The organism is Luteimicrobium sp. DT211, assembly GCF_049844995.1.
In the GTDB taxonomy this organism is placed as follows: domain Bacteria; phylum Actinomycetota; class Actinomycetes; order Actinomycetales; family Cellulomonadaceae; genus Luteimicrobium.
The window spans coordinates 625,384-639,706 of sequence record NZ_JBNCMC010000003.1 but is presented as its reverse complement, the minus strand read 5'-3'; the positions used below and the strand labels follow the sequence as shown (position 1 = coordinate 639,706).

General features: G+C 74.2%; 10 protein-coding genes. 6 read left to right on the top strand and 4 right to left on the bottom strand.

The annotated features are described in order from the left end of the window. Positions 1-353: 353 nt before the first annotated feature. Together ACLQ14_RS10460 and ACLQ14_RS10455 are read right to left on the bottom strand one after the other, a co-directional pair. Positions 354-1,994: a DHA2 family efflux MFS transporter permease subunit gene (locus ACLQ14_RS10460; RefSeq protein WP_425812637.1), complete on the bottom strand. Its 1,641-nt coding sequence runs from the start codon at positions 1,992-1,994 to the stop codon at positions 354-356. Next, positions 1,991-2,650, bottom strand: coding sequence for a PadR family transcriptional regulator (locus ACLQ14_RS10455; RefSeq protein ID WP_425812635.1), 660 nt, complete (start codon positions 2,648-2,650; stop codon positions 1,991-1,993). The genes ACLQ14_RS10460 and ACLQ14_RS10455 overlap by 4 nt, the downstream gene beginning before the upstream one ends. Positions 2,651-2,784: 134 nt before the next feature. On the opposite strand from ACLQ14_RS10455, the gene ACLQ14_RS10450 reads away from it, so the two are divergent. Beyond that, on the top strand, positions 2,785-4,227 hold the full coding sequence (locus tag ACLQ14_RS10450; RefSeq protein ID WP_425812633.1) for an amidase: 1,443 nt from the start codon (positions 2,785-2,787) through the stop codon (positions 4,225-4,227). Between the two features lie 6 nt (positions 4,228-4,233). Here the strand turns inward: ACLQ14_RS10450 and ACLQ14_RS10445 are convergent, their stop codons facing one another. Continuing rightward, a complete protein-coding gene (locus ACLQ14_RS10445; RefSeq protein ID WP_425812632.1) occupies positions 4,234-5,637 on the bottom strand; it encodes an MFS transporter in 1,404 nt (467 codons plus the stop codon). An 88-nt stretch (positions 5,638-5,725) separates the two neighbouring features. On the opposite strand from ACLQ14_RS10445, the gene ACLQ14_RS10440 reads away from it, so the two are divergent. The 3 genes from ACLQ14_RS10440 (at position 5,726) to ACLQ14_RS10430 (ending at position 9,495) form a co-directional block, all read left to right on the top strand. Then, positions 5,726-6,397, top strand: coding sequence for a TetR/AcrR family transcriptional regulator (locus ACLQ14_RS10440; RefSeq protein ID WP_425812630.1), 672 nt, complete (start codon positions 5,726-5,728; stop codon positions 6,395-6,397). A 69-nt stretch (positions 6,398-6,466) separates the two neighbouring features. After that, positions 6,467-7,738 (top strand): Na+/H+ antiporter NhaA, encoded by a 1,272-nt coding sequence (gene nhaA / locus ACLQ14_RS10435; protein WP_425812628.1) that lies wholly within the window; start codon positions 6,467-6,469, stop codon positions 7,736-7,738. Between the two features lie 113 nt (positions 7,739-7,851). Next, the gene (locus ACLQ14_RS10430; RefSeq protein WP_425812626.1) at positions 7,852-9,495 is read left to right on the top strand and encodes a class I adenylate-forming enzyme family protein; all 1,644 of its coding nucleotides are present in this window, start codon (positions 7,852-7,854) and stop codon (positions 9,493-9,495) included. 23 nt (positions 9,496-9,518) lie between these two features. Here the strand turns inward: ACLQ14_RS10430 and ACLQ14_RS10425 are convergent, their stop codons facing one another. Continuing rightward, positions 9,519-10,988 (bottom strand): helix-turn-helix domain-containing protein, encoded by a 1,470-nt coding sequence (locus ACLQ14_RS10425; protein ID WP_425812625.1) that lies wholly within the window; start codon positions 10,986-10,988, stop codon positions 9,519-9,521. A 161-nt stretch (positions 10,989-11,149) separates the two neighbouring features. On the opposite strand from ACLQ14_RS10425, the gene aceA reads away from it, so the two are divergent. Next, positions 11,150-12,508 carry an isocitrate lyase gene (gene aceA, locus ACLQ14_RS10420; RefSeq protein WP_425812623.1) on the top strand — a complete coding sequence of 453 codons (1,359 nt, stop codon included), beginning with the start codon at positions 11,150-11,152 and terminating at the stop codon, positions 12,506-12,508. Between the two features lie 35 nt (positions 12,509-12,543). Further along, on the top strand, positions 12,544-14,229 hold the full coding sequence (gene aceB, locus ACLQ14_RS10415) for a malate synthase A (RefSeq protein WP_425812621.1): 1,686 nt from the start codon (positions 12,544-12,546) through the stop codon (positions 14,227-14,229). Positions 14,230-14,323: the final 94 nt, after the last annotated feature.

Here is a 14,323-nt window from a genome sequence, read left to right as displayed (position 1 = left end):
GGTGCCTCCGTCGAGCTGGTGTTCTCCGACGCGGCAGGCGAGATCTGGTCCACGGCAGGCTCCCTCAGGCGGGTCCGCGGTCGGCCGGCCCGTGCCCGACGCCGGGCCGGTACCGGCCCTCCCGCGCCTGGACCGCGACTGCTCGCGGAGCACGCTTCATGGGCTGGCCTCCCGTGGGCGACGATGCGTCGCCCATGTCGGCAAACTACGCCCGTGTCATTTCCCCGTCGAGAGGAACGCGGGCGCGTCGCCCAGCCGTCACACAAAGTTAATCCGGCCGACGACGGCGCTGCGACGAGCCCGGCGGCCCGGCTCCGTGTGCACGGGGCCGGGCCGCCGGGCGGCGCCGCAGGTCAGACGGCGGCGGGCTCCTCCGCGGACTCCCCCGCACCCGACGCCGCGTCGGTGTCGGCGGCCTTGCGCCGCGTCGGCGACATGAACAGGGCGGCGACGCCGCCCACGACGAGCGCCCCGACGACCAGGAGCAGCGTGTCCTTGACGGCCACGGTGAAGCCGTCGCCGACGGCCTGCTGGGCGGCGGCGCCGATCTGCCGGGCCGCGTCGCCCGTGACCCCGGCCGGAGGCTGGAAGCCCTGCTGGATCGTGTCGGCCGACACGTCACCGCCGGAGAAGATCTTCGCGAACGGCGCCTGCAGGTCGCCGGGCAGCGTCGACACGACGCTCCGCGCGGCGTCGGGGATGGTCGTCGTGAGGCGCCCGGTGAGCATCGCGACGATGGCCGCCGAGCCCACCACGCTCCCGACCTGGCGGATGGTGTTGAAGGCGCCCGCGCCCGCGCCGGCCGTGCGGTGGTCGAGGCCGGCCGTGGCCAGGTTGACCATGGGCGAGAAGACCAGGCCGGTGCCGAAGCCGAACGGGATCATGCACCAGACGAGCGTGGCCTCGGAGACGTCGGGCGAGAGGACGCTGTACACGAGCACGAGCGACAGGGCGATGAACCCGAAGCCGGCGGCGACGACCCACTTGCCGTTGATCCGGTCGGACAGGCGGCCGGCGAACGGAGCCACGACGCCCGACAGCAACGAGGCCGGCAGGTTGACCAGCGCCGCGTGGAGGGGGCTGAGGCCGAGGATCGACTGCAGGAAGATCGTCAGCGGGAAGAAGATCCCCAGCATCGCGAACGAGATCATGAACGCCGACACGTTCGCGAGCGAGAAGTTGCGGTAGTGGAAGAGCCGCAGCGGGAGCAGCGCCTTCTCCCCCAGGCGGTGCTGCCAGAACACGAACACGCCCAGCACGACGAGCCCCGCGCCGATCAGCTCCCAGATGCCGATCGGGCCGGTGATCGTGCCCCAGTCGTACGTGTCGCCCTCCTGCAGGCCGAAGATCAGGAGGAACAGTCCGACCACGGCGAGCACCGTGCCGGCGACGTCGAAGTAGCGCTTGTGCGTCTCGAGGTGCGGCACGGTGGCGACCGCCCAGACCAGCGCGACGACGCCCACGGGGATGTTGACGTAGAAGATCCACTCCCAGCCCCAGCTCTCGACGAGCAGGCCGCCGAGCACCGGCCCGGCGATGGTGGCGAGGCCGGCGACCATACCCCAGACGCCGAGCGCCGCGCCGCGGCTCTTGGCCGGGAAGACCCGGGTGATGACGGCCATGGTCTGCGGCGTCATCGCGGCGGCGCCGACGCCCTGCACGACGCGCGCCAGGATGAGGAAGCCGATGGACCCGGCGAGGCCGCACGCCGCGGACGCGACGGTGAACAGCACGAGGCCGAACATGAAGAGCGCGCGCGGGCCGTAGCGGTCGCCGAGCCGCCCCGCCGGCAGCATGAGCACGGCGAACGACAGCAGGTACCCGCTGTTCACCCAGCCCACGTCGGTGAGGTTGGCGTCGAACGCCTTCTGGATGGACGGCACGGCGATGTTCACGATGGTCGTGTCGACCATGATCATGAAGAAGCCCAGGACGAGCGGCGGCAGCACGCTCCACGGGCTGCGACCCTTGAGGTCGACGAGCGGGGTGGTCATACGGGGTCCTTCGCTGGGGACGACGGCGCGTCGTCGGTCGGTTGGCTGTGCGTGCCGGCGTGGGCATCGGGCCCGTGCGTCGGGAAGTGGGGCGTGCTCCAGTCGAGCTCTCCTGACTCGATCTCCATGACGGTGCGCTCGATCCAGGCGATCTGCGTGGCGCGCTGGTCGAGCTCGTAGAGCGCGTCGAGCAGGTGCCGGCGCGGGACGCCGCGGCCGACGATCGTCCCGAGCGTCGCGTCGTAGGCGGCCTGCTCGGCGCGGACGGTGTCGAGCCGCTCGCGCAGGAGCGCCACGACCTCGTCGGCCTCGAGGGCGTCCGCCTGCCCGAGGCCGACGTCGAACGCCGGGTACTCGGGCTGGACGGTCCGCAGGAGCTCGCGGGTGCGACGGCGGTGCTCGGCGCGCCCCGCGTCGGTGATCTCGTAGGTGGTGCGCTCAGGCCGTGCGCCCTCGCGCCCCGTGCCGAGCGCGACGACGAGCCCGTCGCGCTCCAGCCGCTCGACGGCGTGGTAGATCGAGCCGACGCTCGTCGGGACGCGCAGGTCGTCGCGGTGCGTCCGCATGATCCGGAGGATCTCGTACGGGTGGAGCGGCCCCTGGTCGAGCAGGCCGAGCACGATGAGCGCGATGGACGACAGCTCGCGGCGAGCCATCCGTCACCCCCTGGTGATGCGATCGGCACGGTGTTCCGACTGGAATAATACTTCAAGGAATATAGATCCGGAGGCTGGCTCCGTCAACCCGTCCAGCGTGCCCCGCACCACCGACATCGGGCTAGGGTCGGTCCGTGACCGAGCTCCACGACCTCGACGCACTGGCCCTCGCCGCCGCCCTCCGGAGCGGCCACACCTCGGCGAGCGAGGTCGTCGAGCACACGCTCGAGCGGGCCGAGCGGCTCGGCCCACGGGTCGGGGCGTTCGTCACGCTCACCCCCGAGCTCGCGCGCGAGCAGGCCCGCGCCGCCGACGACGCCCTCGTCGCCGCACGCCGGGACGGCACCACCGACGCGCTCCCGCCGTTCCTCGGGGTCCCGCTCCCCATCAAGGACCTCACGATGGTCGCGGGCGTCCCGATGGCGGCCGGGTCGGCCGCGCTCCGGGGCTTCGTGCCGCCCGTCGACGACGGCGTGGTGACCCTGCTGCGTGACGCCGGCACGGTCATGCCCGGCAAGACGAACACCCCCGAGCTCGGCCTGCCGCCGTACACCGAGCCCGACGTCGCGCCGCCCGCGCGCACCCCCTGGGACCTCACGCGGTCCGCCGGGGGCTCGAGCGGCGGGGCGGCGGCAGCCGTCGCCAGCCGCATCGTGCCGGTGGCGCACGGCAACGACGGTGGCGGCTCGCTGCGGATCCCCGCGAGCGCGACCGGCCTCGTGGGCCTCAAGCCGAGCCGCGGCCGGGTGAGCTGGGGACCGCACGCCACCGACGGCGTCGGGCTCGCGGCCCACGGCGTCCTCACGCGGACCGTCCGGGACACGGCCGCTTTCCTCGACGTCCTCGCGGTGAACCGGCCGGGCGACACGTACGTGGCGCCGGGCGGCCCGGGCGCCGCAGGGACCTACCTGGCCGCGTGCGACACCCCGCCCCGGCCGCTCCGCGTCGGCGTCCTCGTGGCACCCGTCATCGCGGACGACGCCGCGGTCGACCCCGCGTGCCTGCGCGCCGTCGACCACGCCGTCGCCCTGCTCGACGAGCTCGGGCACGACGTCACCGAGGCGCCTGTGCCCTTCCCCGCCGAGGACTGGGGCGCTTTCGCCGCGCTCTGGTCGGTCGGCGCGCTGTCCGCCCCGGTCCCGGCCGACGCCGAGCCGCTGCTCACTCCTCTCACCCGCTGGCTGCGCGCCACGGGGCGCGAGCAGACCGGCCTCGCGTTCGCGCAGGCCCTCGCCGGGATGCAGCGCGTCACCCAGCAGGTCGCGACGGCGTGGGAGGCGTTCGACGTCGTCCTCACGCCGACGCTCGCCCAGCTGCCCGCGCCCGTCGGGTCGATGCGCGACGACGCCGATCCCGCGGCCGACTTCGCCGCCCAGACCCGCTTCACCCCGTGGACGAGCGTCGCGAACCTCACCGGGCGGCCCTCCGTCAGCCTCCCGCTCGGCTGGACGGAGGACCCGCTGCCCGTCGGCGTCATGCTCACCGGGCGGCTCGGGGACGACGCGGCCCTGCTCGCGCTGTCGGCGCAGCTCGAGGCAGCGAGCCCGTGGTCGGAGCGCGTGGCCCCCGTCGGGTGAGGCGCGTCAGGCGCTGCGGCGCGTCCGCGCGATGAGGGCGATCGCGACCACGACGCCCACGAGGCTCGCGGCCGCCGCGATCCAGAAGGCCTCGGCGAACGGTCCCGACGGGTCGGAGACCGTGCCGGTCGCCAGCAGCGCGGCGACGACGGGCGCCGCGGCCGCGGAACCCACGGTCCGCACGACGCTGTTGAGCCCGGTCGCAGCGCCGGTCTCCTCGGCCGGCGAGAGCGTGGCGACGAGCTGCGCGCAGATGGCGTACCCGATCCCGTTGCCGAGACCCAGCACCCCGAACCAGACGACGACGGCCCACGGCTCGGTCGGCCACAGCGCCAGGCCGACGGCGCCGACGGCCATGACGGCGGCGGCGAGAAGGGCGGCCACGCCCCCACCGGCCCGCGCGACGACGAAGGGCGTCATCCGGCCACCGAGGAACACGAGGACGGCGCTCGGGAGCATCGCCAGCGCGGACACCGTCACGCTCATGCCCTGGCCGTAGCCGGTGGCCTCGGGCGCCTGGGTGAGGATCGGCAGCGCGACGTAGCAGACGTAGGGGACGAAGCCCACGGCCACCGTGAGCAGGCTGACCAGGACGATCGGCGCGTGGCGGAACGTGCGCACGTCGACCACCGGCGCGGCCTTGCGCAGCTCGACGAGCACGAGGGCCGCGAGCAGGAGCAGGCCGACGACGCCGAGCACCACGGTCCGCCCGGACGTCCAGCCCCACGACCCGCCCTGGGAGACGGCCAGCAGGACACCGACGAGGCCGGTGGCCAGCAGCACGATGCCCGCCCAGTCGGTGCGCCGGGTCACGGCGGGGGCCGTCCCGGCGGGGACCCACGCGGCGACCATCGCGCCCGCGACCGCGATCAGCACTGCCGCGAGCACGAAGATCCAGCGCCACGACAGCGCCTCGACGATGAGCCCGCCGAGCACGAGCGCGGCGCCGGCCCCGAGGCCGATCATCCCGGCGATCCAGCCGAACGCCGCCGCGAGGCGGGGGCCGGCGAGCACCTGACGCGCCAGGGCGAGGGCGAGCGGGAAGGTGGCCGTGCTGACGCCCTGGAGCACGCGGGCGCCGAGCAGGACGGCGAGGTTGGGCGCGGCCGCGGCGAGCAGCGTCGCGACGACGAACACCGCGACCGTCCCGAGCAGCACCTTGCGGTGCCCGACCCGGTCGCCGAGGTTGCCGATCACCGGCGCCAGCACCGCACCTGCGAGCAGGAACGCGGTGAGGACCCAGCCGGTCCCCTGCGAGCTCGCGCCGAGGTCGCGCCCGATCGTCGGGAGCGCGGGGACGACGAGCGTCTGCATGAGCGAGAACGAGAGCACGACCGCGCTGAGCGCGAGCGTGACGAGGCCCGGACGCCGGGTCGTCGACCTGGTTCGGGCGGGGCTTGCGGTGGACACGACGGGGCTCGCTCTCTGCGGGATTGGATCGGAACGGAGTCTCCGTTCCGATTCAGATTAGCAGACCGTCGCGGGTTACCGTGAGCACATGTCCGCCCCCGACGACGCCGCACCCGTCGCGCTCCCCGGCCGGCTCCGCGAGGCGCGGGCCAACGACACGGCGGTGCTCGACGCCGCTCGCGAGGTCTTCTCGGCGCAGGGCGAGTCCGCGTCCATGGCCGACATCGCCCGGCGGGCCGCCGTCGGCGTCGCCTCCGTCTACCGCCGCTACCCGACCAAGGACGCCCTCGTCGAGGCCCTCCGCCTGGACGGCGTGCGCGAGGTCGCCCGCCTCGCGACCGACGTCGCCGACGGCCTCGACGCCGCGCCCCCCGCCCGCGACGCGCCGGGCGCCGTCGAGACCTTCGTCGCCGGCCACATCACGGGCGCCCGCGGCCCCCTCCTCCGACCCGTCGGCACCGGCAGGCCGCTGCCGCCCGAGCTCGCCGCGGCGTCGGAGGAGCTCCGCGTGGCGCTCGAGCGCCTCGTCGCGCACGACCGCGCGGCCGCGCGGATCCCCGCGGGCTTCGGTGCCGCCGACGTCATGCAGCTGCTCGTCCACCTGCGCCCCCCGCTCCCCTACCCCCGGCCCCAGGTGGACGCGCTCCACCTGCGCTACCTGGCGCTCGTCGTGCGGGGGCTGCGGGAGGCCGCGGCCGAGGGGGCCACGCTCGAGGGCGGCCCGCGCTGGGACGAGTGGGTCGGCACGTGGCACGACTGAGCCGGTAGCCTGGCTCGTGGTGAGCCGGGAAGCCTGGTCGGCATTCGTCGTCGCGCCCCTGGAGGTCCCGTGCCCGCACCGTCCGCCCTCGCCGCCACCCGCCGTTTCGTCACCGACGAGCGCAAGGGCGGGGCCCTCCTCCTGGGTGCCGCGCTCGTCGCCGTCGTGTGGGCGAACACCCCGTGGCGGGCGACGTACGACACGATCGTGGCGGCCGTGCCCGGCGGCGAAGGCCTCGCGGCTCTCCACCTCGACCTCAGCCTCGGCACCTGGGCCGCGGACGGGCTGCTCGCGATCTTCTTCTTCGTCGTCGGCCTCGAGCTCAAGCAGGAGGTCGTCGCCGGCTCGCTGCGGGACCCGCGGCGGGCCGCTGTCCCGGTCCTCGCGGCCGTCGGCGGCATGGTCGCGCCGGCCCTGCTCTACCTCCTGACGACGCTGCTCGACCACGACGGCGGCGCCCGCGCCGGCTGGGCCGTCCCCACCGCCACCGACATCGCGTTCGCGCTCGCGGTGCTCGCCGTCTTCGGGCGCGGGCTGCCCGCGCCGGTGCGGACGTTCCTGCTGACCCTCGCGGTCGTCGACGACCTGCTCGCGATCGTCGTCATCGCGTTCTTCCTGACCGACCACGTCGCCCTCCTCCCGCTGCTCGGCGGGCTGGCGTGCATCGTCGTGTTCGGCGTCGTCGCGCGGGCGCGGCGGGCGCCGTGGTGGGTCCTCGTGCCCCTCGCCGTCGCGGCGTGGGCGCTGGTGCACGCGAGCGGCGTGCACGCGACGATCGCCGGCGTGCTCCTCGGGTTCGCGATCCCGACCCGGGCGGTCCACGGCGAGCTCGTGGGCCGGGCCGAGCGCGTCGAGCACGCCTGGCGACCGATCTCCAACGGCATCGCCCTGCCGGTGTTCGCGTTCTTCGCGGCCGGCGTGACGGTCGTCGGCGGGGAGGGGCTGGGCAGCGTACTCACGTCGCCCGTGGCGCTGGGCGTGCTCGCGGGCCTGGTGATCGGCAAGCCGCTCGGCGTCCTCGGCACCACGTGGCTCGCCGTCCGCCTCACGCCGCTGCGCCTCGCGCCCGGGGTGGGGCTGCGGGACATGCTGCCCGTCGGCGCGCTCACCGGCATCGGGTTCACGGTCGCCCTCCTCGTCGCCGAGCTCTCGTTCGACCTCGCCACGCCCGACGGCGCCGCCCGGGTCTCCGAGGCGAAGGTCGCCGTCCTCGTCGCGTCCGTGGTCTCGGCGGCCGTCGCCGCGCTGCTGCTGCGGCGGGACGCGGCCCGGGCGAGGCCGGCGGACATCAACGAGGACGGCGTCCCCGACGACGAGCAGGGGGCGTTCGGACCCGGGTGACCACCGACCGAACCGCCCGGGCACCCGGACCTACGCGGGCGTAACCTGGCCCCGCAGGAGGGTCTGGGAGGACGCCCCGGCGTGGGGCGCCCGGAAGAGAGGGTTCGCCACCGATGGCCTACGACGCGTCACGACTCCGCCACTACCTCGAGCACGACTTCACCTACGAGGCGGGCTTCCGCCGCAACGTCCGGCGGTTCGGGCGGAGCGTCGCGGTCGTCGACCCGCCGACGGGCCGGACGCTTACCTACACCGAGCTCGACGCCGTCGTCGACCGCGCGGCGTCGGCCCTCGCCGAGCGGGGCACGCACCGTGGCGACCGGGTCGTCTACCAGCTGTTCAACTCGGTCGAGTTCGCAATCCTCTACCTCGCGACCCAGCGGCTCGGCGCCGTCGGTGTGCCCGTGAACTTCCGGCTGGCCCCCGCGGAGACCGCTCACATCCTGCGCGAGTCCGAGCCGACCGTGTTCGTCTACGACGGGACGCTCGATGCCGCCGCCGGCCACGCGCTCGAGATCGCGGGCGTCGCGCCGGCGCTGCTGGTCGTCGGCGCCGCGGGCGACGGCGGCCCGGCCGGCGCCGTCGGGTTCGACGACGCGCTCGCCGCCGCGACCGCGCCCGTGCCGGCCCTGCCCGAGGACTTCTCGACCTACGAGGAGGCCACCCGCCTCTACACCTCCGGCACGACCGGCCTGCCCAAGGGGGTGTCGCTCCCCTCGATCGTCGAGGTCATGTCGGCGCACGACGTCATCATGCACTTCCCCCTCGCCCCCACCGACCGCACGCTCAACATGACGCCGTGGTTCCACCGCGGCGGCCTGTACTCGGGCGGCCCGAACCCGGTGTTCTACGTCGGCGGGTCCGTCGTGCCGCTGCGCGCGTTCGACGCGGAGACCGTCCTCGACTGGGTCCCGGAGCACGGGATCACGTTCCTCGTCGGGGCGCCGACCACGCTCGAGCTCCTCGCCGACGAGCAGGAGCGCAGGCCGCGGGACCTGTCGGGCCTGCGCGGCATCGTGACCATGGGCGCGCCGCTCGACCGGGCGGCGGCGCTGCGTTACCAGCGGCTCCTCACGCCGCGGATCTTCAACGGCTACGGCACGACCGAGGCGTTCTGGAACACGTTCCTGCGCCCGGAGGACCTGCCCGAGCACGCCGGCTCCGCGGGTCGCGCCTGCACCGACGACGACGTCCGCGTGGTCAAGGTCTTCCCGGACCGCAAGGCCCGGGCCGACGAGACGGTCGCGCCCGACGGCACGGAGATCGGGGAGGTCATCATGCGCACCCCGAAGTCCGGGTTCGCGTACGTCGGGATCGACGACGACGAGAAGTTCGTGGACGGCTGGCTCTACCCCGGCGACCTGGCCACGTGGGACGCCGACGGGTTCGTGACGATCCTGGGCCGCAAGGACGACATGATCATCTCGGGCGGCGAGAACGTCTACCCGGTGCAGGTCGAGGAGGTGATCGCCGAGCACCCCAAGGTCCGGGACGCGGCCGTCGTCGGGGTCCCCGACGAGCGGTGGGGCCAGCGCGTGGTGGCGTACGTCGTCTCGCACGACCCGGCCGACCCGCCCACGCCGGAGGAGCTGGACCGGCACGCCCTGGACCACCCGGGCCTGGCGAACTTCAAGCGGCCGCGCGCGTACCGCGTCGTCGACGAGCTGCCCATGACCGCGACCGGCAAGAAGATGCACTTCAAGGTCGCCGAGCTCGCGGCGGCCGAGGCCGACGAGGCCCTCGCCGGCCCCGCCTGACGGCCCGCGCCGCGCCGTCGGGCCTACTCCCCGCCGCGCGGCCGGTGGCGCTCGAGGAACGTGTACACGTCCCACGAGTCCACCCCGGGGAACGCCCCGGTCGGCATGGCGGCGAGCATCGACGCGTGCGGCGCGGGCGCGGGCCAGACGTGCCCCTCCCACCGGTCGGCGATGACGCCCTCGGGCCGCCGGCAGCAGGTCTCGTCGGGGCACCGCGAGACGTCGCGGTGCGGGGTGTCGCGCCCGAGGAACCACTTGACCTCGGAGAACGGGACGCCGACGCTCACGGAGAACTCGCCGTCGGCGGTGCGCTGGGTCCGCGACGTGCACCAGAAGGTGCCCGCGGGGGTGTCGGTGTACTGGGAGAAGGGGCTGAGCCGGTCCTCGACGCCGAAGATCGTCCGCGCGGTCCAGTGCCGGCACACGGGCTGGCCCTCGACGGCGCCGAGCGGGTCCGCGGGGAACCGGACGCCGTCGTTCTCGTAGGCCTTGTGGATGACGCCCGACTCGTGGACCTTCATGAAGTGCACGCGCAGGCCGAGGCGCGCGGTCGCGAGGTTGGTGAACCGGTGCGCGGCGGCCTCGTAGGAGACGGCGAACGCGTCGCGCAGGTCCTCGATGGAGATCTCCCGCCGGCCCTTCTGCTCGGCGAGGAGGGCGGCGGCGTCGTCCTCGGGCATGAGCACCGCGGCCGACAGGTAGTTGGACTCGACGCGCTGGCGCAGGAACTCGGCGTAGTCGTGGGGCTCGGTGTGCCCGAGGACCTGCGCGGCGAGCGCCTGGAGGACCGCGGTGCGGGAGAACCCGCCGCCGCGCGAGCCGCCGGGCAGGTAGAGCCGGTGGTGCCGCTGGTCGATGACGGAGCGGGTGGTCTGCGGCAGGTCGCCGACGTAGTGCAGCGAGTAGCCCAGGTGCTCGGCGATCTGGGACGCGACGCGCTGCGACAGGGGGCCGCCGGCGTGCCCGACGGCGTCGAGCAGCTCGCGGGCCGCCTGCTCCAGCTCGGGGAAGTGGTTGTCCTGCGCGCGCATGGACGCGCGGAGCTCGGTGTTGGCACGCCGCGCCTCCTCCGGGGTCGACGCACGCTCGCGGTGGAGGCGGTCAATCTCCCGCTGGAGCGCGACGAGGGCCTCGAGCGCGTCGCCGGGCAGCCCCTTGCCGACGCGCACCGACGCGATGCCGAGCGCGTCGAACAGCGGCCCGCGCTGCGCGCGCTCGAGCTCGATCTCGAGCGCCGCGCGGCGGCTGGGCGGCTCGGTCGAGAACAGGTCGTCGAGGGTCGCCCCGAGCGCCTTCGCGATCTGCTGGAGCTGCGTGAACCGGGGCTCGCGCCGGCCGTTCTCGATCATCGACACCTGCGACGGCGCGCGGTCGATGGCGGCGGCGAGCTCGTCGAGCGTCATGCCCTGCTGGGTCCGCAGGTGGCGGATCCGGCGGCCGATCGTGAGGGCGTCGGGCTCGTCGGCGAGGTCCGTGATGGGTGCGACTGCCATGACTCATGGTGACAGGCCCCCGCGCTTCCGTACAGCAGAAGAACCGGGAAACTTCTGCGCTTCAAGATGCTCGACGACGGCGCGTGCGGCGCGAAGGTCGTCTCACCGGCCGTTCCGGCAGAAGTTCGGCCCGGACCGAGGATCAGCCAGAGGAGACCACCGTGAGCACCCCGACGATCGTGACCCGCCGCCCCGAGCCCCGCCCCACGCCCCGCCCGGGCGACCAGAGCGAGAGCGCCGCCGAGCTCGAGCGCACCTGGAGGACCGACCCCCGCTGGGCCGGCGTCGAGCGGACGTACACCGCCGAGGACGTCGTCGCCGTCCGCGGACCCGTGCGCGAGGACCGCACGCTCGCCCGACGCGGCGCCGAGCGACTGTGGGAGGAGCTGCACGCCTCGGAGCGCAGCGGCCGCAACGAGTGGGTCGCGGCGCTCGGCGCGCTCACCGGGAACCAGGCCGTCCAGCAGGTCCGCGCGGGGCTCAAGGCGATCTACCTGTCGGGCTGGCAGGTCGCCGCCGACGCGAACCTGTCCGGCCAGACGTACCCCGACCAGTCGCTCTACCCCGCGAACTCGGTGCCCGCCGTCGTCCGGCGCATCAACAACGCGCTGCTGCGCGCGGCGCAGGTGGAGGCCACGGACCCGAGCGGCGAGGGCGCGCCCGTCGACTGGATGGCCCCGATCGTCGCCGACGCCGAGGCCGGGTTCGGCGGCCCGCTCAACGCCTACGAGCTCATGCACCAGATGATCGAGGCCGGCGCGGCGGGCGTGCACTGGGAGGACCAGCTCGCGTCCGAGAAGAAGTGCGGCCACCTCGGGGGCAAGGTCCTGGTCCCCGCGCAGCAGCACGTGCGGACGCTCAACGCGGCGAGGTTCGCGGCCGACGTCGCCGGGGTGCCGTCGATCGTCGTGGCCCGCACCGACGCGCTGGCGGCGGACCTGCTCACGAGCGACGTCGACCCGCGCGACCGGGAGTTCACGACCGGCGAGCGGACGGCCGAGGGCTTCTACCGGGTGCGCAACGGCATCGAGCCGGTGATCGCACGAGGCCTCGCGTACGCGCCGTTCGCCGACCTGCTCTGGGTCGAGTCCGGCGAGCCGGACCTCCAGCTCGCCCGGAAGTTCGCCGAGGCCGTCCACGCCGAGTTCCCGGGCAAGCTGCTCGCGTACAACTGCTCGCCGTCGTTCAACTGGAAGCGTCACCTGTCGGACGACGAGATCGCGAGCTTCCAGCGCGAGCTCGCCGCGATGGGCTACAAGTTCCAGTTCATCACCCTGGCCGGCTTCCATGCCCTCAACCACTCGATGTTCCAGCTCGCCCGCGACTACAACGAGCGCGCCATGAGCGCCTACGTCGACCTGCAGGAGGCCGAGCTCGCGGCCGAGGCCGACGGCTACACGGCCACCCGCCACCAGCGGGAGGTCGGCACCGGTTACTTCGACCGGGTCGCCACCGCCCTCAACCCCGACAGCGCCACCCTCGCGCTGGCCGGCTCGACCGAGACCGCCCAGTTCCACTAAACGTTCGCCGACGGCACGTTCGAAGGAGCCTTGACATGACCACCCTGACCGAGATCCCCACCGGCACCGGCACGCTCACCGCGACCGGCGAGCCGGGCGCCCGCCACGACGAGATCCTCACGCCCGAGGCGCTGGCCTTCGTCGCGGCTCTCCACGACGCGTTCCTCGCCCGCCGCCACGACCTGCTCACGGAGCGCCAGCGCCGTCGTCGGCAGATCGCGGACGGCATCGACCCGGACTTCCGGCCCGAGACGCGGCCGGTCCGCGAGGACCTGGACTGGACGGTCGCGGGGCACCGGGGCGCCCCCGGGCTCGAGCGCCGGCTCGTCGAGATCACCGGACCCACGGACCCGAAGATGACGATCAACGCCCTCAACTCGGGCGCCGACTGCTGGCTCGCCGACGCGGAGGACGCGTCGAGCCCGACGTGGGGGAACGTCGTCGGCGGGCAGCTGGCCCTGCGCGACGCGATCCGCGGGCGGCTGGAGTTCTCCGGGCCGGCAGGCCCCGACGGCGAGCCCGGCAAGCGGTACCGGGTGACCGCGGGCGACGGCGGCCAGGACCTCACGGGCCTGCCGACGATCGTCTTCCGGCCGCGCGGCTGGCACCTGACCGAGAAGCACCTGCGCTACACGGACCGCGCGGGGCGGCCGCAGCCGGCGTCGGCGTCCCTCGTGGACTTCGGGCTGTACTTCTTCCACAACGCCGCGGAGCTGGTCGCGCGCGGCCGCGGGCCGTACCTCTACCTGCCGAAGCTCGAGGGGTACCGCGAGGCGCGGCTGTGGAACGACGTGTTCGTGCTGGCCCAGGACCTGGCCGGGATCGAGCAGGGGACGATCCGCGCGACGGTGCTGATCGAGACGCTGCCCGCAGCGTTCGAGATGGAGGAGATCCTCCACGAGCTGCGCGAGCACTGCGCGGGGCTCAACGCGGGCCGCTGGGACTACCTGTTCTCGATGATCAAGAGCTACCGGACGCGGGGGCCTCGCTACGTGCTCCCCGACCGGTCGCGCGTGACCATGACGGTGCCCTTCATGCGCGCGTACACCGAGCTGCTGGTCGCGACGTGCCACCGCCGCGGCGCGCACGCCATGGGCGGGATGAGCGCCTTCATCCCCGACCGCCGCAACCCCGAGGTGAACGAGACGGCGTTCGCGCAGGTCAGCAACGACAAGGCCCGCGAGGCGGGCGACGGCTTCGACGGCACGTGGGTCGCGCACCCCGATCTCATCCCGGTCGCGCGGGCCGAGTTCGAGGCCGTGCTCGGCGACCGCCCGCACCAGCTCGACCGCCGGCGCCCCGACGTGCACGTGGAGGCCGCCGACCTGCTCGACGTCGCGTCCGCCCAGCCCGGCGACGACACCACGGGCGTCACCGCGGCGGGGCTGCGGGCGAACGTGTCCGTCGGGATCCGGTACCTCGAGTCGTGGCTCCGGGGCGTCGGCGCCGCCGCGATCGACCACCTCATGGAGGACGCCGCGACCGCGGAGATCTCGCGGTCCCAGATCTGGCAGTGGGTGCGGTGCCGGACGGTCACGGAGACGGGGGTGCCGATCACGCGCGAACGGGTCGAGGCGCTGATCGCCGAGGTCGCGGACGACCTGCCGCGGCCGGAGGGAAACCGGGTCGACGACGCGGTGGCCGTGTTCCGGCACGTCGCGCTCGAGGAGGACTACCCCACGTTCCTCACGATCCCGGCCTACAACCAGTACCTCGCCTGATCCCCGCCCCTCCCTGCCGAACACGGGCTCCGGGTCCGTCCGGTCGACCGGACGGACCCGGAGCCCGTCGTCGGCGGGCGCGGATCGCGTGTTC

What these genes read in the sequence shown, in the direction of transcription:
- ACLQ14_RS10460 (WP_425812637.1), bottom strand. Translation starts at nt 1,994, where the DNA reads ATGACCACCCCGCTCGTCGACCTCAAGGGTCGCAGCCCGTGGAGCGTG.
- ACLQ14_RS10455 (WP_425812635.1), bottom strand. Translation starts at nt 2,650, where the DNA reads ATGGCTCGCCGCGAGCTGTCGTCCATCGCGCTCATCGTGCTCGGCCTG.
- ACLQ14_RS10440 (WP_425812630.1), top strand. Translation starts at nt 5,726, where the DNA reads ATGTCCGCCCCCGACGACGCCGCACCCGTCGCGCTCCCCGGCCGGCTC.
- ACLQ14_RS10430 (WP_425812626.1), top strand. Translation starts at nt 7,852, where the DNA reads ATGGCCTACGACGCGTCACGACTCCGCCACTACCTCGAGCACGACTTC.
- ACLQ14_RS10425 (WP_425812625.1), bottom strand. Translation starts at nt 10,988, where the DNA reads ATGGCAGTCGCACCCATCACGGACCTCGCCGACGAGCCCGACGCCCTC.
- aceB (WP_425812621.1), top strand. Translation starts at nt 12,544, where the DNA reads ATGACCACCCTGACCGAGATCCCCACCGGCACCGGCACGCTCACCGCG.